At 39.0% G+C, this 19697-nt stretch carries 18 protein-coding genes; 15 read left to right on the top strand and 3 right to left on the bottom strand.

Going from position 1 to position 19697, the window contains the following annotated elements; genetic code table 11:
* Nucleotides 1-273: 273 nt before the first annotated feature.
* Nucleotides 274-1446, top strand: a complete 1173-nt coding sequence (locus E7A03_RS03965) for an SAM-dependent methyltransferase (RefSeq protein ID WP_021147743.1) — start codon at nt 274-276, stop codon at nt 1444-1446.
* Between the two features lie 112 nt (nt 1447-1558).
* On the opposite strand, the gene E7A03_RS03960 is transcribed toward E7A03_RS03965, so the two are convergent.
* Entirely contained in the window at nt 1559-2530 is a 972-nt protein-coding gene (locus E7A03_RS03960; protein WP_021147744.1) for a diaminopimelate dehydrogenase, read from the bottom strand.
* A gap of 292 nt (nt 2531-2822) precedes the next feature.
* Between E7A03_RS03960 and E7A03_RS03955 the strand changes: the two genes are divergently transcribed.
* Nucleotides 2823-5045, top strand: coding sequence for an autotransporter outer membrane beta-barrel domain-containing protein (locus E7A03_RS03955; protein ID WP_021147745.1), 2223 nt, complete (start codon nt 2823-2825; stop codon nt 5043-5045).
* Nucleotides 5046-5291: 246 nt separating this feature from the next.
* On the opposite strand, the gene E7A03_RS03950 is transcribed toward E7A03_RS03955, so the two are convergent.
* Nucleotides 5292-6521 (bottom strand): LL-diaminopimelate aminotransferase, encoded by a 1230-nt coding sequence (locus E7A03_RS03950; protein WP_021147746.1) that lies wholly within the window; start codon nt 6519-6521, stop codon nt 5292-5294.
* A 451-nt stretch (nt 6522-6972) separates the two neighbouring features.
* On the opposite strand from E7A03_RS03950, the gene E7A03_RS03945 reads away from it, so the two are divergent.
* The 7 genes from E7A03_RS03945 (at nt 6973) to E7A03_RS03915 (ending at nt 12204) form a co-directional block, all read left to right on the top strand.
* Nucleotides 6973-8157, top strand: coding sequence for a multidrug effflux MFS transporter (locus E7A03_RS03945; RefSeq protein WP_021147747.1), 1185 nt, complete (start codon nt 6973-6975; stop codon nt 8155-8157).
* 141 nt (nt 8158-8298) lie between these two features.
* Nucleotides 8299-8583, top strand: a complete 285-nt coding sequence (gene rpsF / locus E7A03_RS03940) for a 30S ribosomal protein S6 (RefSeq protein WP_004693799.1) — start codon at nt 8299-8301, stop codon at nt 8581-8583.
* Nucleotides 8584-8602: 19 nt separating this feature from the next.
* Nucleotides 8603-9001 carry a single-stranded DNA-binding protein gene (locus E7A03_RS03935; protein WP_004693797.1) on the top strand — a complete coding sequence of 133 codons (399 nt, stop codon included), beginning with the start codon at nt 8603-8605 and terminating at the stop codon, nt 8999-9001.
* Nucleotides 9002-9040: 39 nt separating this feature from the next.
* Nucleotides 9041-9271, top strand: coding sequence for a 30S ribosomal protein S18 (gene rpsR, locus E7A03_RS03930; protein ID WP_004693795.1), 231 nt, complete (start codon nt 9041-9043; stop codon nt 9269-9271).
* Nucleotides 9272-9708: 437 nt separating this feature from the next.
* Nucleotides 9709-10572, top strand: coding sequence for a substrate-binding domain-containing protein (locus tag E7A03_RS03925; protein ID WP_101928939.1), 864 nt, complete (start codon nt 9709-9711; stop codon nt 10570-10572).
* The gene (locus tag E7A03_RS03920; RefSeq protein WP_101928940.1) at nt 10565-11371 is read left to right on the top strand and encodes a 4Fe-4S binding protein; all 807 of its coding nucleotides are present in this window, start codon (nt 10565-10567) and stop codon (nt 11369-11371) included. The genes E7A03_RS03925 and E7A03_RS03920 overlap by 8 nt, the downstream gene beginning before the upstream one ends.
* Before the next feature lie 2 nt (nt 11372-11373).
* A complete protein-coding gene (locus E7A03_RS03915) occupies nt 11374-12204 on the top strand; it encodes a radical SAM protein (RefSeq protein ID WP_316073713.1) in 831 nt (276 codons plus the stop codon).
* A gap of 48 nt (nt 12205-12252) precedes the next feature.
* Here E7A03_RS03915 and E7A03_RS03910 read toward each other — a convergent pair whose 3' ends face one another.
* Nucleotides 12253-13410, bottom strand: coding sequence for an aminotransferase class V-fold PLP-dependent enzyme (locus E7A03_RS03910; RefSeq protein WP_101928942.1), 1158 nt, complete (start codon nt 13408-13410; stop codon nt 12253-12255).
* Between the two features lie 120 nt (nt 13411-13530).
* Here E7A03_RS03910 and yedE point away from each other — a divergent pair, with 120 nt between their 5' ends.
* The 6 genes from yedE (at nt 13531) to uraA (ending at nt 19585) form a co-directional block, all read left to right on the top strand.
* Nucleotides 13531-14592: a YedE family putative selenium transporter gene (gene yedE, locus E7A03_RS03905; protein WP_101928943.1), complete on the top strand. Its 1062-nt coding sequence runs from the start codon at nt 13531-13533 to the stop codon at nt 14590-14592.
* A gap of 110 nt (nt 14593-14702) precedes the next feature.
* A complete protein-coding gene (locus E7A03_RS03900) occupies nt 14703-14951 on the top strand; it encodes a DUF3343 domain-containing protein (protein WP_101928944.1) in 249 nt (82 codons plus the stop codon).
* Between the two features lie 348 nt (nt 14952-15299).
* Nucleotides 15300-15986, top strand: coding sequence for a carboxymuconolactone decarboxylase family protein (locus E7A03_RS03895; protein ID WP_004697971.1), 687 nt, complete (start codon nt 15300-15302; stop codon nt 15984-15986).
* Between the two features lie 200 nt (nt 15987-16186).
* A complete protein-coding gene (gene trmB / locus E7A03_RS03890; protein WP_004697974.1) occupies nt 16187-16846 on the top strand; it encodes a tRNA (guanosine(46)-N7)-methyltransferase TrmB in 660 nt (219 codons plus the stop codon).
* Nucleotide 16847: 1 nt separating this feature from the next.
* On the top strand, nt 16848-18191 hold the full coding sequence (locus E7A03_RS03885; protein ID WP_012863914.1) for an FtsW/RodA/SpoVE family cell cycle protein: 1344 nt from the start codon (nt 16848-16850) through the stop codon (nt 18189-18191).
* Nucleotides 18192-18301: 110 nt separating this feature from the next.
* Nucleotides 18302-19585: a uracil permease gene (gene uraA / locus E7A03_RS03880; protein ID WP_156697143.1), complete on the top strand. Its 1284-nt coding sequence runs from the start codon at nt 18302-18304 to the stop codon at nt 19583-19585.
* Nucleotides 19586-19697 lie beyond the last annotated feature (112 nt).

Raw genomic sequence — 19697 nt, 5'->3', positions numbered from 1 at the left:
ATATTATACCATACTAATAGGATGGAGTTAGTCTATAAATATAAAATAGATTATTTCAAAGTGCTATAATATAAATAGAGTTAAATATATTACTTAAATAATGTGATAAGTTCATATTAAAATATAGGATTAATATAGATTTTTATTCGCCGTAACTATATTGATATAATTTATAGGTATATAAATTAATAAGGGTATGGAATGTATCCAATCATGTTAATGTATATATTTTTAAACCTATATAGTGAAAGCTAATAGGAAAGGAAGTTCAGTATGTTTTCCAAGCTATTTGATAGTTTCTTAGTCCATTATTTAGAACGCTTTAATGATCATTGTTTTACCGTAAAAATTGGAGATAATGAATATACAATCGGTGACGGAGAATCCGAGTTTACCGTCATCGTTAATCGTGGTATTCCCAAGAAGGACTTGTTAATATCCGCAGAACTCGCCCTCGGTGAAGCGTATATGCGTAAAGATATCGAAATTGAAGGGGATTTGTTTAAAGCCCTTTGTGTAGTCCTTGGTCATGTAGGTAAGGACTCTATCAATCGTAAGGTACTTAGCTCGCTCTTTAATGCGGGTCTTAAAAAGAAAGATCAAAAACAACAAGTATCTTCCCATTATGATTTAGGTAATGAATTCTATAAATTGTGGCTCGATGAAACCATGAGCTATTCCTGTGCGTATTTTAAGCATGAGAATGATAGTCTCAAAGATGCGCAATATCAAAAGGTACATCATATTCTTGATAAATTATATTTAAAAGAAGGGATGACTTTACTTGATATCGGTTGCGGATGGGGATTCCTTCTCATTGAAGCGGCTCGTAAATATGGGGTTAAGGGCTATGGGTGTACTCTTTCCGAAGAACAATGGAAAAAAGGACAGGAACGCATTAAAGAATATGGCCTTGAAGGACAAGTTGAGATTGAACTTATAGATTATCGAGACGTAGCGGCTTCTGGTCGCACCTTTGACCGCATTGTCAGCATCGGTATGCTTGAACATGTAGGGCGACCTAACTTTCCTCTGTATATGGAGGACGCATCGGAAATGCTTAAAGACGGCGGGTTGTTCCTGCTCCACTACATCAGTGACCCATCTGAAAAGGAAACAAGTGCCTGGATTCGTAAATATATCTTCCCGGGCGGATGTTTGCCGTCCCTTCGCGAAATGGTCAGCCTCGCTTATGACTATGATATGAATGTCATCGATGTTGAAAGTTTACGGTATCACTATTATAAGACTTTAATGCATTGGTATAACAATTTCCAAGGCGTCCGTGAGCAAGTAGAGGCGAAACGGGGGAGTGAATTCGTACGCATGTGGGATCTGTATCTTTGTGGATGTGCGGCAGGTTTCTACATTGGTAATATGGACTTGCATCAAATTTTGATGACAAAAGGTGTTACGAACGAATTGCCGTTAACACGATGGTATTAATTAAACGTAAAATAAGGTTAATAGGATAAAAAAGAGACCATCTGATATGGTCTCTCTTTTAATGTGTATGAAAAAGGCCCTCATCTATTAAGTCGATGCGGGCCTCGCTCTATTATAGAGAATGTGCTCTTAATTCTTCAGCAGATTGTGTGGAAATCCAAGCTGGTGGAATGTCGAATACTGTATAGCAACCTGTGCCGCCGTGTTTAGCAAGGCGGTAAAGACCACGTGCATAAGCAACAAGTGCAGAACCCGTGAATTCAGGGTTAGAGTCAAGTTTCAAGGAGTACTCGATAACGTGACGAGTGCCTTCTGTACTTTCACCAGAGCGAAGAACGAAGCCACCATGTGGAATGCCTTTGTGGTCGCGATCAAGTTCTTCTTGGGAAATGAAGTTGACTACAGTTTCGTAACCTACGAAGTAGTTTTTCATAGTTTTAATTTCATTTTCAATTTTAGCTTTGTCTGCATCAGGAGCAGCTACTACGTAGCACTCACGAAGGTGACCTTTGTAGCCATCAACGTCTGGAGTTTCACCATTGCGGATCGCTTCAAGGTATTGTTCTTTAGGAACAGTGTATTGACGGGCATCAAGAACACCATCGATACGACGAATAGCATCGGAGTGACCTTGGGAAACGCCACGGCCCCAGAATGTATAAGATTTACCTTGAGGCAAGATGCTTTCAGCATATACACGTTGTAAAGAGAACATGCCTGGGTCCCAACCGCAAGAAATTAATGTAGCAGTTTTAGCTTCTTTAGCTACTTTGTCTACATTAGCAAAATGCTCAGGAATACGTGCATGTGTATCGAAGGAATCGATACAGTTGAAGTATTTAGTTACCATTGGAGTTTGTTCGATAAGATCTGTTGCAGAACCACCACAAAGAACCATTACATCGATTTTGCCTTTAAAGTTAGGAATATCTTCCATCGTGTAAGTAGGTACACCAGATACAGTTTCAATACCTTGACGGCGAGAGAATACGCCGATGAGCTCCATATCAGGTTGTAACTGAACAGATGCTTCTACGCCACGAGCTAAGTTGCCGTAACCAACAATACCAATACGAATATTCATATTAGCCTCCTATATAAGTTGAAATTTAATGATTAACATATTTATTATAGCATAAAATTAATAGCTTTTAATATTTTTCTATAGAATTTTTTAGATGGTATAGAAAATAATTAATATCTAATTTAAACAAGTAATTTGTGCACAACTATATCGATACATAGCGTGTTGTTATAGGGGACAAATAAAAAATCATATGAGTATAAATTGACACATATACCCCGAACCTAGATACAATTAAATTGGTTATGTTAGCTAGTTATGTTCATAGTTGAAATGTTAGAGGAGGTATAATATGAGAAGAAATGTAAAAGCTGCTGTTATTGCTGCATTAATCGTAACAGGTGCTAATGCTTTTACCATGGTATCAGCCACAACTGTGGAAAGTCATACAGACGGAAAATCTATTGGTCTTAATTTGTGGGGGGAAAAGAGACATTATACAGATGACTTAACTGTTAATGTATCAGGCTTAGGTGTAAATGGTACAAAATATCATAATAATGTTACAGGTATTTATGCTCTTGATGGGACACAAGTCGCTATCGATAAAAATGTAACTGTAACAGTTAAAAATCCAGCACCTGCAGAAAGTGGTGCGAAACGTAGACCTGATTTGGCACATTATTACATGAGCGGTATCTATGCTGGTTATGGTGGACTTACTAGTGATGGCAATAACGATGATACTCGAGTCACCGTAAAAGGAAATGCTAAAATCGATGCTGTTGGCGTTGGTTTGCAAGCTAATAAAGATGGATATATTCGCATATTAGGTGGAGCCGATGTAAAAACATATCCTTTAAATACCTCTGATACCTATTCTGCATTATCTGAAGAAGGCTTTGTATATGTAAATACGGGTATGGATGGCTTACATCCGGGAACTAATGATGTGAAGATGTACGGTAATATAGGATTTTTAGATAAAAACTATGGTATTGAAAAGAACCCTCATAACCATGGCTCTGAAATCTCTTTAGGCTTAACAACACCAAATTCTAAATTAATAGGTGGTGTGTTGAATGAATTTGATGAAAGCAATAATAATCCGTATCATGGTGGTTTGCGATTGTATTTACAAAATGGTGCGACCTGGCGCAATGAATGGTTAGGCGCTGAGCGCGTATATCCTACACAAGGTCGTCCTAATAATGCAAACTATTTATATACAGGTAGTCGTGTGGAGCATTTTATTGGTGGTAAGGATATAGCGAGTCAAGGTATTATTCAACCGGTAGACGCACGACCAATTACTATTAATAATTATGCAGGTCATACCGCCATTGATTACGAAAAGGGTGCTCCTGCAGCTGCACAAGGTAAAGGCGAAGTTGTTATCAACCATGCTGATAAGGGTTCTTCTGTGACTATGCGCAGTTCGGCAGATGCTCTTAAAGGATATGTAAATGTAAACAACCCACGTAGTACTTTGCAGCAGTTGGCTAATAAGTTAACATACACTGGCTTTACTAAGGGTGAACGTAATTTAGATGTGAATGTTGAAGTCCATTCCGGACTCATTAGTCCTTCATATTCTACTAACCTTGGTACAGAAAACTTTGCTGTTGACGGTAAGGCTAGCGTTACGGATAAAGCGGTCGTGACAACTCGTGAAAGCGAAGTTGTATCTGGTGTTAAGAGTGCGTTAGCCTCCTCTGTGATGCAAATGAGAGCCGATACGAATGATTTACAACGTCGCCTCGGTGATGTGCGACTCAACTCCAATAAGCATGGTGTATGGGGAAAATACATCGGCGGTAAATCTAAGATTACAGACAACGCCTATGTAAACCAAACATACAATATGGCGCAAGTTGGCTATGACACATTGCGTGGAGATTGGACCATTGGTGGTGCTTTGCTATATGGTACAAGCAATAGTGATTACGCTCTAGGCTCTGGGTCCGGTAAAACCGCAGGTTTAGCATTATACGGTGCAAAACAATATAATGATGGTCGTTACTTAGATGTTATTGGTAAAGTAAATCGTTTGAAAAATGATTTTACCGTACGTAATAGCTTGAGCACAAGCTTGAGCGGTGATTACCGCAATACAGGTACCTCCTTGAGCGTTGAATATGGTAAACGAATCAAGAAAGACAATGGTTTTTATATCGATCCTAACGCAGAATTGACGTTTAGTCGCTTGTCTGGTGTAAACTTTGATGCTCGTACAAATACGGGCAGCATAGTACACATTAACTCTGATGCGGTAAATTCCGTTATTGGTCGTATTGGTGTAGGCATTGGCAAGGAAAGTAAGAACAGCAATCTTTTCCTCAAAGCAGCATTAGCACATGAATTCTCTGGTAAAATGAAAGCTACTTATAGCATGGCCGGTGAGCCAACCACAGGTAGTGAAGTGAATTTGAAAGACACATGGCTTGATCTTGAACTAGGTGGCTCATGGAGCGTACGTCCTAATACATATATTTATGGGACTTTCACTAAAAACTTTGGTGCTACCGTAGACAATTCCTATCGCATTGACGCAGGGATTCGGCATAACTTTTAGGTAATAGTAAATATAGTAGAGACAAATAATATGGGGATGTTATTTGTCTCTACTATGGTGTTAAGGAATACTAGAATTAAATATTTATATATGTAAGGGTATATAAAAAAGACCGATTACATTCCTATTGAAGGACTGTAATCGGTCTTTTGGTCTAATGTATAAACACTATTTAATTAGACATTACAAATTCATTGTAATCTAAATATGAGTCTAAAAGTAACTCTAAATATAGATATAGCTAAATTAGAATTGTAACGTTTTGATTCTTTCAACGGCACGAATTGTATTTTCACGGCTACCGAATGCTGTTAAACGAAGGTACCCTTCGCCGTGAGGTCCAAAGCCAGAGCCTGGTGTAGATACGATTTGAACTTGTTCGAGCAAGACATCGAATAATTCCCAACTAGTCATATTACCAGGCGTTTTAAGCCAAATATATGGAGCGTCCACACCGCCATATACAGTAAGGCCGATAGATTCAAGACCCTCTTTGATGATGCGAGCATTTTCTTTGTAGTATGCAATGTTTGCACGTGTTTGTTCGCGACCTTCTTTTGTGTATACTGCTTCAGCACCGCGTTGGATGATGTAAGGAACACCATTGAATTTAGTGCATTGACGACGGTTCCACATAGGGTTTAGCGGTTGGCGTTCACCAGATTTAGTTTTGCCAGTTACCTCTTTAGGCACAACTGCGTAAGCACAACGTGTACCAGTGAATCCTGCAGTTTTAGAGAAGGAACGAAACTCGATAGCCACTTCGCGAGCGCCTTCGATTTCGTAAATAGATTTTACAGTGTCTTCTGTGCTGATGAAAGCTTCGTAAGCGGAGTCAAACATCAAAATGGCATCATTATCTTTACACCATTTGATCCATTCTGCTAAACGAGCACGGCTCAAAACAGTACCGGTTGGATTGTTAGGTGAGCAAAGGTATACAATGTCTACGCGTTCAGACGGGAATTCTGGAGAGAAGTTATTTTCTGCGTAAGTAGGGAGGTATACAACCTTTTGGAAGATGCCATCTACAGCTTCGCCAGTACGACCACCCATAACGTTGGAGTCTAAGTATACTGGGTACACAGGATCTGTGATAGCAATGATGTTATCTTCGCTGAATAACTCTTGGATATTACCAACGTCAGATTTTGCACCATCGGAAACGAATACTTCGTCAATAGCGATATCTACGCCTAATGGTTTGTAATCGACATCAACAATAGCTTGACGTAAGAAATCATAACCTTGTTCAGGGCCATAACCTCGGAATGTTTCCGCTTTTCCCATTTCTTGAACAGCTTTACTCATAGCATCGATAATTGCTGGAGCAAGAGGTAATGTAACATCGCCGATACCAAGACGAATAATATCTGCATCTGGATGAGCAGTTTGGTACTCATTTACCCTTTTAGCAATATTAGCAAATAAATAAGAACCTTGAAGGTTTAAGTAGTTTTCATTGATATTAGCCATGATGACTCCTTTTTATAATCAGATTTCTCTATATATAGTAAATTATATAGAATAATGACGCAAGGATTTTCTATAGAATTTCTGATTTATGTAAATATTGTTTAAGTCTATTACTATAAAAGGTCGTATTATGAGGAATTTATTAGTCATATCATTTGTTTTATAATTTCTTTTAGAAATTCTGTTTATGTTGTATAATAAGTAAAAAGAGAGCCATCAACGTGTGGTTGCGTTAGGCTCATCTTATAAACATTTTTTAGGATTGCCTAGCGTGCGAGTATTTTGAATACTCTGTTGCGTTAGGCTTTTATCTTTACTCTACTTTGGGCATAGTATTTTACTATGCTTTTTTGATGAAAGTATATCAAAACTATATAGCATTAACATTGTTTTTGATATAATCTAAATAAATACATATTATAGTGTGGTTTTATATGAAAGTGGTGTCTTTATGCTGACGATTAGCAATAAGGGATGGCTTTTTACGTCTATATTAAGTGCTTTGATGGCGTTTACATCGTTGTCAACGGATATTTATTTGCCAGCTATGCCTGAGATGGGGCGTGACCTCAATGGTGATGCGGAGCTTACGTTGACAGGGTTCTTAATTGGCTTTGCGCTAGCTCAGCTTTTTTGGGGCGCCGTTAGCGATAAAATTGGTCGTAAGAAGCCACTTATTATAGGGATAGTTTTATTTATTATTGGTTCTGTAGGCTGTGCCTTGAGTTCCTCTATGATGGAGTTATTGGCTTGGCGTGTGTTTCAGGCATTTGGTGCCTGTGTAGGACCGATGCTGTCGCGGGCTATGATTCGGGATTTATATGGTCGGACTGAGGCGGCTAAAATGTTATCTACATTAGCCATTGTCATGGCCATAGCTCCTATAGCAGGGCCAATGTTAGCAGGGCATTTACTCGTATGGTATACATGGCATTCCATATTTTGGTTGCTTGTTGCTATCGGTATTTTAATGCTCGTTGCCGTATTGGTGATTCCTGAGACACATCCCTTAGAAAAGCGTAGTAAAAAGTCTATAGGTCATACCTATAATAATTATTGGATTTTATTGCGCAACAAAGGTTTTATGAAATATACCCTATGTGTTAGCTCATTTTATATTGCCATTTATGCGTTTTTAACGGGATCGCCTTATGTATATATAGATGTGTATGAAGTGCCTAAAGAATATTTTGGTTATCTCTTTTCTGTCAATATTATTGGTGTTATGTTGTTAAGTGCTATTAATCGTCGTATTGTTAGTGCTATACGCCTCGATAGACTATTGAAATATGCCACACTATTTGCTGCTATTTGTGTATCCATTGTTATGGGCTTGATGTTCTTAGGTTACCATTCATTGTGGTTAATTGTTATTGGCTGTTTTCTATTCTTCTCCATGAATGGTATCATTGCCGCTGTAACTAATGCATTAGCTTTAGATAGAGCAGGTAGAATGGCTGGATCTGGGGCGGCACTATTAGGCGCCATGCAATATGGTAGTGGTATTGTGTCATCGTTGATACTTACCTTCTTACCAAATGATACGGCCTATCCTATGATGGGGGTAATAGCCATATTTGTAATTATCTGTGCTATTATTGCCTTTCCTGAGGATGAAAAATATAATCGTATATAATATTTGTGAAAGCAAGGACTTAAACTGAGCCCTTGCTTTCATCATTTTTTTAGGTTATAATAGTAAGGCTTATTGATGGTAAGCACTTCCTACCCCTATGTGTCGATAGGGGCATTAGTCCGAAAGAGGAGGTGATTTTGTATGAACAAATACGAAGTCATGTTTATTGTGAAACCAGCTGAAGAGGAAGCAACTAACGCTGTTATTGAAAAAGTAGAAGCTTTAATTGCTCGTGTAGGCGGCACAGTAGAAAAGGTAGATCGTTGGGGCAAGCGTCGTCTTGCTTACGCGGTGAAGAAATTCACTGACGGTTTCTATGTATTGATTAACTTTGAGGCAGCTCCTGCTGAAATCAAAGAAATCGATCGTGTATTGAAAATCAACGATGAAGTCCTAAGACATCTAATTGTTAAACACGAAGCATAATTAAAGCCTGGAGGAAAACATGAACTCTGTACAAATTCTAGGTAATTTAGCTCGTGATCCTGAAGTACGCTATACCAAAACTGGTCGTGCTGTAGCAACTTTCACAGTAGCTGCCACAAACACCTATATTGATTCCACAACAAATGAGACGAAAGAACAAACTGCTTTCATCAACTGCGTTGCTTGGGGTAAACTTGGTGAAGCGGCAGGCAATCTTCGTAAAGGCAGTCGTTGCTTTGTAGAAGGTCGTTTGCAAACTCGTTCTTACGAGACTCAGGACGGTCAAAAACGGTACGTTACTGAAGTGGTAGCGAACTTTGTGGGCCAATCCCTTGATATGAATACTAATTCTTTCGAAGGTGGGTCCAATTTTGATAGTTTCAGTACAGGCGGCGATGACGAAAACATTCCGTTCTAGTGTCAGGGACTCCTACTAATTCGAAAAGGAGGATTCGCAATGAGAAGAGATAGAGGCAGAAAGCCAAGAAGAAAAGTATGCGTTTTCTGTGCAGACCATATCGATCAAATCGACTATAAAGATGTTGCTAAACTTCGTCGTTTTACGACTGAACGCGGTAAAATCTTACCTCGTCGTATTTCCGGTACTTGCGCAAAACATCAACGCAAATTGACTACATCTATCAAACGTGCACGTGCAATTGCTTTATTGCCATTCACTGCTGAATAATTGATGAATCAAGGCGGTACAACCATTTGGTTGTGCCGCCTTTTTGCGTTTGGTCCATGATTCACATGGAAGTGTATATCTTTGAATTTATTTAACTGGAGATGTTAGAAGGCTATATTAGGGATTGAAGCTTATTGTATAGATTGTTGTATAAAGGTATAGAATAAAAATAGATAGGACCTATGCGTTTAGAGCATAGGTCCTATCTATTTCCTTTGATTCTCATTAATTATCGTAGTTACTTGTTGTAATAAATATTCATAAAAATAGATATAGTTATTTGAAGTTAAAAATTGAATAATTTAATAAATAATAGGTTTTATATGACTAATCTATATAGATTAGTTAATCAATCTTATGCATACGATTAGAAATATTTATACTATAATACAAATATACATATATAGCTGTAAAGTTCAGTGAAAGGTGGTAAGTACATGGGATTTTTGAAAAAGGATATATCCCGTCGCCAGTTTATTGGTGGTGCTTTAGCTTTAGCGGCTGCATCAGCAGTGCCGTCGTTTATACGAGGTGCTTATAAGCCAACACAATCTGATTCGTTACAAGTATGGACTTGTGGAGGCTTGTCAGAAGCATTTCTTGATTTAAACCAAGTCTACACGATGCACACAGGTCACAATATTCAGTACACCGGTGCTTTTGCAGGGGCTATTGGTAAATCTTTGTTAGCAGAAAAAAGTCGCACCGAAATCTTTGGAGCTCGCGGATTAGAGTTAGCAAAAAATATGCGCAAAAAAGGGATAAGTATCGCTTTTGAGCCGCTATGTTTTACAGACTACGTCATAGTCACACCTAAAGGTAATCCTGCCGGTATTCGTGATCTTAAAGATATGGCGGAGCCCGGTGTACGCGTCATGTTGCCGTTGGGTGCATCTCCTCCAGGCAGTGCCTCTGTAAAGGGGATTATGAAACTGTCAGGATTAACCGATGGCATTATGAAGAACATGATAGCTGAAAATGCTTGTGTGATCTCCATGATGTGTGACCTCGTAGAAGGCAAGGCCGATGTGTCCATCATTGAAAAACGCCTTACCACACATGACCGGTTTAAGGATTGTATCGAATATTTCGACATACCTGCACAGTTTGTGCCGCCTGCACCGCTGACTTTCACTATTAACACGATGAAATATGTACAAGATCGTGCGTTGGCTGCCGATTATATTGAATTTACACGTTCCCAAGAAGGACAACAAATCTTAGAAAATCACGGATTTACATCCGTTCATAGTGCGAGAGGTCTCGATTTGATAGAAAGGTTTGGTGTAAAAGATGTGTAATCAATGTCCATCATCTACAACCTGTGGGGCTCAAACAAGCTCTGGTATATCTGGAACTAAGGCTCCTAAGAATTTAACGCTTTGGCGTCGGTTTGTACAGTTTATCTTCCTCTTTATTATGGGGAAATGGGTGTACTTTGGTGTATTCCGTTGTCCTTATATTGTTCCGTTTGTGAACTGTGAAAGTTGCTCTATGATTTCTTGCTGGGGGCGCATCACGACGTACTTTTATGCGTGGTGGATTATCTTACCGATTATGGTCGTATTCTTTGGACGTGCTTTCTGTAGCTGGTTCTGTCCAAGTGGGTGGGTGAACCAAATGCTCGGAAAAATATCTATGGGACCACTAAGAAATCGTAAAAACTATATGCGTTTCCTTCAACTCGGCATGGTAGCAACTATAATTTTAGGGCTCGTAGTATATTTTAAATTTGGTAATCCTCGCATTATGATCCCAATTCGGACGAGCGATGAATATTTTAATGCTGTTATTTTATCTATGCAGTTCTCCGAATGGTATTGGGCGGCTCGTACTATAACTGTAGTTTCCATCATTGCTGGTTCCCTTATTATTGCTAATGCATGGTGTCGATTTGTATGTCCTTTCGGTGGCATCATGGAATTGCTTCGTAAGATTTCTATTTTTAGAATTTATAAAACGAATGAGTGCGACAACTGTGATGCGTGTTTACGCGTTTGTGAAATGGGGACACGACCAAATGAAATGAACTGTACAAACTGCGGTGACTGTTTACATGTATGCCATAAAGATGCCATTAGATTTGGTCGGAAAGGTTAACTATGAAAGAAATTCAAGGACAAAGTTTCCTACAAAATCATCCTTGTTACAACAAGGCCGCTTCTGCTAATTGGGGTCATTTACATTTACCAGTAGCTCCCAATTGTAATATTCAATGTAATTATTGTAATCGTAAGTACGACTGTGCGAATGAAAATAGACCAGGCGTGACGCAACATGTATATACGCCACAAGAGGCAGCTGCCTTTGTGCGCAAGGTGTTTGATGCTCGTCAGGATATCTCTGTAGTAGGTATTGCAGGTCCTGGGGATCCTATGTGTGATGCAGACAAGACACTTGAAACCTTCCGCCTCGTGAAAAAGGATTTTTCTCATGTCATGCTTTGTTTATCTAGTAATGGTTTGGCAGTGCCTGATTATGTTAATGACATTGCTGACTTAGGAATTACGCATGTAACGATTACGGCTAATGCTATTGATCCAGAGATTGCAAAAAATGTATATTCCATGGTTCGCTATGAGGGTAATATTTACAAAGGAATCGATGGGGCCCGTATTTTATTAGAGCGTCAGGCTGAAAGTATCCGAAAACTAAAGGAAAAGAATATTATTGTTAAGATTAATACTGTAGTAGTGCCTGATGTAAATATGGACCATGTGCCAGCAATCGCTAAACAAGCAGAAGCTTGGGGTGTCGATTTGATGAACTGTATTGCTATGATTCCAGTTCACGATACGGTCTTTGAAAATCACCGAGGCCCAACTTCAGAAGAAATCGATAACATGCGTCAATTTATTGGTCACTATGTGCCGCAAATGACACACTGCAAACGCTGTAGAGCTGATGCTATCGGTCGTTTATGCGAAGCGTAGAAGCATAAAAGGCTATATACCGAAGTATATAGCCTTAATGGTTATGTATTATTTAGTATTTTTAACGATTTTATGTAGAGCAGATAATGCAGATTCCACATCTTTATGTGTGTTGGCATAGCCAAAGGAGAAGCGTACTGTTCCTTCTGGATAGGTTCCTAGCGTTTGGTGTGCTCGTGGTGCACAGTGGAGTCCAACGCGCGTCATGATGTGATAGGTTGATTCTAGTTCGTAAGCAACGCTCGCAGCATCAGCTCCATCAATTGTAATCGATACGACAGCAGTTCTGTCCTGAACATTTTGCTTGCCAATGATATTAATGCCATCTATCGGTCGTAAGCCTTTGAGGAAGGCTTCTGTCAATGCGAGCTCGTGGTTATGAATGTTTTCCATACCCTTCGATTCAATAAAGGCGAGACCTTCGTTGAGACCTATGATGCCTGGTAGGTTTAATGTGCCTGATTCGAAGGCATCAGGCATATTAGTAGGCATTGTTTCTAAATGTGAGAAACTACCTGTGCCACCAGCAATAAGAGGGGTTAAGGCTTGAGCCATTTCTTTGGTTAAAATCATGCCACCAATACCTTGAGGGCCTAATAAGCCTTTGTGACCTGTAAAGCAGAGGGCATCTATTTGAGATTCTTTTACATCGATAGGCATGATACCAGCCGTTTGTGCCGCGTCTACAATAAAATGTAGATTATGCTCTTTGCAGATTATACCGATTTCTTTAACGGGTTGTATGGTTCCACATACATTGGACGCGTGATTAATAATTATAGCTACTGTATTTGGACGAATGAGTGACTCAATAGCGTCTAATTTGATAGAACCTGTAGTATCACAAGGGATAGTATCAAAGGTAATATCTTCATTGAGTAGTTGAGTGAGCGGTCTCATGACAGCATTATGCTCCATAGAGCTAATCAGTACATGGTCTCCTGCTTTGAATAGCCCCTTGATAACCATGTTTAAACTCATCGTCACATTTTGAGTAAAAAAGACATGAGAAGGATCGTGTCCGTTAAATAAGCTGTTTAATCGCTGCCGTGTTGTATAGATAATATCCTCTACATCATAGGCGAGGGCATAGGAGCCACGATTGATATTGATGCCTCTATTTGTTATATAGTCTGACATAGCACTAGCCACAGTTGGTGCCTTTGGAAATGTGGTACTAGCATTGTCTAAATAGATATACTTCATAGGTAATCTCCATGAATAACAAGATGTATTTATGGTTATTATATCATGAGTATTGTGCTTGATCGGGTAGGAGCACATACTTATATAGTTTTAGTTCTTGTAGTTTGAAAGGAGTTTATTATGAGTGGGTCTCATGAAAAAAGAAATTTAATTATTGCAGGCCTTATAATTGGTGTTATTGCGGGTTTTCTCGTATTAGCCGGAAATCCAGGTAACATGGGCTTCTGTATTGCTTGCTTTGTTCGTGACACCGTAGGTGCTCTTGGTCTACATCGTGCTGCACCGGTACAGTACATTCGTCCAGAAATTATCGGTCTTATTTTAGGGGCCTATGTATTGTCCATGATTCGTGGCGAACACCAAAGTAAAGGTGGTTCCTCTCCAATTATTCGATTTATTCTTGGTTTCTTTGTTATGATTGGTGCTTTGATGTTCCTCGGTTGCCCAATTCGTATGATTTTGCGACTTGGTGGCGGTGACTTAAATGCTTTGTTCGGTATTGCTGGTTTTGCTGGTGGTATTGGGGTCGGTACAATATTCTTGAAAAAAGGCTATTCTTTACAACGAACTTACGCATTGAGTAAGTTAGAGTCTGCTATGATGCCTGCCATCCAAGTTGGGCTATTAGTGTTAGTAGTAACTGCTCCGGCATTTATCTTATTTAGTCAAAAAGGACCAGGCGCTATGCATGCACCTTGGTTAATTTCATTGGCAGCAGGCCTTGTGGTAGGTGGCTTATCTCAATTTAGTCGCCTTTGTACCGTTGGTGGTTTTCGGGATTTATTCTTGTTCAAAAAATCCATTCTTATCTTTGGTTATTTAGCGGTTCTCATTGGTGTATTCGTTGTGAATATTAGCTTTGGTAATTTCCATCTTGGCTTTGAAAACCAACCAATTGCACATACAGATGGATTGTGGAACTTCCTAGGTATGGCGCTTGCAGGTTTCTGTAGCGTATTGCTTGGGGGTTGTCCATTACGTCAATTAATCATGACTGGTGAAGGTAATTCTGATTCCGCTGTTACAGTGCTTGGCCTTGCGGCTGGCGCAGCATTTGCTCATAATTTCGGCTTAGCTGCCTCTGGTGCTGGTCCTACACTAAATGGTGAAATTGCTGTAGGTGTTGGCTTTGTGGTAGCGTTCATTATTGCTGTACTTAATACAAAACGTTCAAATGCTTAGCCTGCAGATGGTTAACTTGGAAATGTTTAGATCATGTATGGTATGATCAACATATAGTATGAATGTATTTTACTATTTTATTCGTTATTGATAGCTAGAATTGAGTGTCTATGAAATATATTGCCACTTTTTACTCTCATTTTGGAGCGATTCGCTTCAAGCGTGAAGCCCCAGAAGGGGTAACTAATATAGAACTACGTCCTGTACCACGGAATCTTAGTTCGTCCTGTGGAACGAGTGCTTCCTTTGAGGCTGATGAAAGTTTTACTTTCATGGAGGATCCTACAGAGGAAATTGAACAAATAGTGGCTGTTACAGTTGAAGGTTATAGAACTATATTTGAAAGCTCAAATGAGTAAATTATATAGACTGTTTGGTTCAGTATTGATGCATAGTTGGTATGATTCGAATTCTCTTTCTTAGTTTATTACGATAGCCATTAATCTCTTTGATAAAATAGTAGAAGTGCATTTTGATGCATTGTTAAGTGTGGTTTATAAATATATAATTTTTATAGATAAATATATATAATTTCTTAAAAGATTATAGATTTTTTTCGAATAGGACTATAAAAATTAGATGAAGTATTATATAATAATATCTACAGTATGTATTACAGTAGAACAGTAAAATAAATCCATTGATAATGTACGCTACTATTGCAGTATTATACAATTAGTATTAATGATAAGGGAGATTGTAAGACTTTGAAAAGAGTATTAACCTTAACATTAGCCGTGGCCATCGTTGCCGGTGGCTATATGTTTGAGGCTAATGGGGCGGGAGAACAACCTTCTAAACAGGCACCATCTATATCTGAGATAAATATATATACGCCAAAAGAGCTTAATGCACGTCAGAAAGACTTGGTTGAAATTGGCCGCTATACTGCGTCTGGTGATCAAGGTGCATTAAAGAGTGTAATTGCATCTGCTATTGAGCGAGGCACGTTGACGCCACAAGAGGTGAGTATTGCCATTCGTCAACTTTACTCTGCTGCTGGCTTGAAACAAATGAATGCTGCTTTAGCTACATTTGATCAATTACGTGATGAACGCCCTGAGTTTGGCGATGAGTACGAAAAATTGGTACCAAAGCAAACAGGACTTAGTGCTTTATTGGGGAATGGCACTAATGGGGCACCTTTAACAAAGCCGAAAGCTGAGGAAGCAAAAGAGGGGGTTCAATATAATACGTTCCGTATGAAAAAACCAAAACCTCAAAATCGTAATCGTTCACGTCTAGGTAAATTGGACCGTGAATTGGTCGCTGCGGCAGCATTAGGTACTCGAGTTGGTAAAAATAATCTTTTCACTGCAGCTGAGAAGAGTTTATCTGAACTTGGCCTAAGTCAATATCAAATTGAAAATTTAGAAGCTATGATTTTCCAATAAAATGTAGACCTATTTCTTCGGAAGTAGGTCTTTTTTTATAAGAAGTGCTTTTATAGTCGCAGTGATTCGTATTAAATACATAGAATGTAATTGACGTTTAATGTCCCCTTTTCTATAATTAATAAGATAGGTATATGACCTGTAATAATACATATAAACAAATATAAATATATTATTAAAAATAGATGTAAGGAGAAAGTATGCGCCTTCGTAGAAAACCATGGATTGATGAAGCTATCCACGAATATGACTCTCATATTATTTTGTCTGGCCAAGAAGCGTATAAAGGCAAGTGGTGTGAATTATTTGAACATCCTGAGTACCCATTATATATGGAACTAGGAACGGGGAAAGGTCGCTTTATTGCGGGGATGTCTGAAGCGTATCCAAATGCTAACTTCGTAGGTTTTGAAGTGCAGCTGGGGGTTATTTATTATGCAGCACAAAAAATCTTTGAAGGGGAGCGGAACAATGCAAAGGTATCTTTATTTGATATCGCAGGTATTGAAGAGATAGTAGCACCAGGTGAAGTTGATCGTTTCTATATTAACTTCTGTGATCCCTGGCCTAAGGCGAAACATGCAAAACGCCGCCTTACATATCACACATTCCTCGACCGTTATGCTCGTCTTTTGAAAGATGGTGGTGAAGTCCACTTCAAGACGGATAATGAAGGATTGTTTATGTTTTCTCTCGAAGAATTCAAAGAATGCGGTTGGGAGCTTAAAAATGTAACGTATGATTTACATAGTACGGATCTTCCAAATGTAAAGACTGAATATGAAGAAAAATTTAGTGAAAAAGGTCAACCTATTTTCCGCTTAGAAGCAATTAAGCCAAAAGTACAAAAGGAGGCTTAACATGGAAACACCGAATAAGGGGGATAGTCGGTGGGGCTCACTCTTTAAAAATGACTTACAAGGTATGCTCTTACCTATTCTTCTCATTACAATTATAGGTAGTGTAAATATCTTTAGTGCTACTTATATCAGCTCTATCTATGAAAATACAGGATTATTAGGCTACTTTTTAAAGCACATGACATTCTTGCTTTTGTCTATGGCGGTAGGCGTTATTTTGTATCGTTATGATTACCGTCAGTTACAGAAGCCTCACATGTTGCAAAGAATTATGATTGTTACATTAATTGGTATGATTTTGGTTCTTGTGATTGGTGCTGTCATTAATGGTGCGCGTCGTTGGATTGTTATTGGTCCTGTATCGATTCAACCTTCAGAATTTGCGAAATTAGCGGCCTTGATATGGACAGCAGCTAAATTGAGTACTATGCGAAAATGGGGAAAACCAAGGCATATTAACCCTCTCATTAATTTACAAGGTTATTTTAGTGAACGTATAAGTTATATGTTGCCGATGTTAATATGGCCAACTATATTTGCAGGGTTAACAATCTTGCAACCAGATATGGGCACTACCGTATTGATTTTTGGCTTTTCATTTGTGCTCATCTATTTAGCGGGTTTTGATGGAAAATTCTTCGGCGGAGCTTTTGCGATAGCTGGATTTCTTGGCTTTATTGCAGCTCGTATGTCGCCATATCGTTGGGAACGTATTCAATCTTGGTTTGATCCTTGGCCTCATGCACAGGATATGGGGTATCAAACCGTTCAAGGCTTGTTGGCTGTAGGTTCTGGTGGCATTTTAGGCGAAGGCTTTATGCAAGGTACATCAAAGTATTTTTACTTACCAGAAGCACATACGGACTTTGCTTTTGCTGTATGGGCGCAAGAAATGGGCTTCATTGGTGCAGTGTTTGTTGTCGTTCTGATTGCAGCTTTTACCTATTTTGGGTTCCGCATTTCTAATAAGGCTCGTGATGAATTCGGGAAATGGTTAGCAATGGGAATAACATTGCTTATCAGTGGTCAGGCCTTGTTTAACATCGCCATGGTATGTGGTATCATGCCTGTAACAGGGGTACCATTACCGTTTGTTAGTTATGGCGGCTCTTCATTATTGATGAATTTCATGGCTATCGGTTTATTAGCGAGCATAGGTCGTCGCAATGTAGAAGGGGTAAAACCAGTTGGTACAGCTGAACCATTACCATCTTTGCGTGAAGAAACACAAAGTCGTTTCAAGCCTGCCGCTCCAAAGCGTACTAATAAGACAAATATGCCTGGACCGTTTAAACCACAGCCTTCTAAAAAGTCGACTCGTAGACAGACTAAATTTGAACGTTAATATCTAACTTATGTATCATAAGATGAATCTGTTTGTGTAAATTCATAGAGTATATTTAAGGACTGTACTATATGAACTTAGCATCGTTATATTGTGTGTGAGGAGAAACGATGAAAGATTATATTGATATTCAAGAACGCCCATCATGGGGCCGAATGTTACCACTTAGTTTTCAACATTTATTTGCCATGTTTGGCTCTACTGTATTAGTACCGTATTTATTAAAAGTAGACCCAGCAACGGCATTGTTTATGAATGGTATTGGTACATTATTGTACTTATTTGTGTGTAAGGGCAAGATCCCTGCATATCTTGGTTCTAGCTTTGCCTTTATTGCGCCTGTAGCAGGTGTGTTATCTGCAGGTCTTGGTTATGAATCTGCAAAAGGGGCCTTCGTTGTATTTGGTCTATCTTTTGTTATTTTATCTATTCTCGTTCGTTATATTGGTACGCGTTGGATTGATAAATTATTCCCACCAGCTGCTATGGGTGCTATCGTAGCTATTATCGGCTTAGAATTAGCGCCAGTAGCGATGAGTATGTCTGGCCTTATCGGCAATCAAGATTTAGGCATGAGCCATAGCCAAGCTGTTATTATCTCCATGTTTTCCTTAGTTGTTACCTTGCTTGGAACTGTTGTGTTCCGTGGTTTCTTAGCTGTTATTCCTGTTCTTATTGGTGTTGTCTCTGGTTATGTATTGTCTGCTGTGATGGGAGTTGTTGACTTCTCTGGTGTAGAAGCTGCTCCTTGGCTTTCATTGCCTCAGTTCTACGGCATGCCTGTATTTGATATCAATGCAATTATCATGATTATGCCAGCACTATTTGTAGTATTTGCTGAGCACGTTGGTCACTTGGTTGTAACTAGTAACATCGTTGCCAGAGACTTGATGAAAGAGCCTGGTCTACAAAGATCCTTGCTTGGTGATGGCCTTGCAAATATTCTTTCTGGTTTCTTTGGTGCGACACCAAATACGACGTATGGTGAAAACATCGGCGTACTTGCAATTACTCGTTGCTTCAGCGTATGGGTAATCGGTGGTGCTGCAGTTTTAGCGATGATTGTGTCCTTTGTAGGTAAAGTAGCAGCTCTTATTCATGCTATTCCGGTACCTGTTATGGGTGGTGTATCTATTTTATTGTTCGGTATCATCGCAGCATCTGGCTTGCGTATGCTTGTAGAACGTAAAGTAGACTACACAAATCCTGTTAATATGATTCTTACATCCGTTATCCTTGTGGTAGGTCTTAGCGGTGCAGAACTCGCAGTTGGTCCTGTTGTATTAAAAGGGATGGGTCTTGCCACTGTAGTAGGTATGGCTATGAGCATTAGCTTGTTAATCCTTCAAAAAACAGGCGTTGGCAATGACCAATTGAAAAAAACAGAAGTATAATATCATGGCTCTTTAAAATCTTGGAATATAACCTTGAGATCATAAAGTAAATTGATTTGTACTCAGTATAATAAACGACTACTGAATCAGGTTGTACCTGCGCAAGTAGTCG

Origin of the sequence: Veillonella parvula (genome assembly GCF_032472435.1) — a bacterium.
GTDB classification, from domain to species: domain Bacteria; phylum Bacillota; class Negativicutes; order Veillonellales; family Veillonellaceae; genus Veillonella; species Veillonella parvula_N.
Note: the sequence above shows the minus strand (reverse complement) of the source record. Positions and strands in the feature narration are given on the sequence as shown.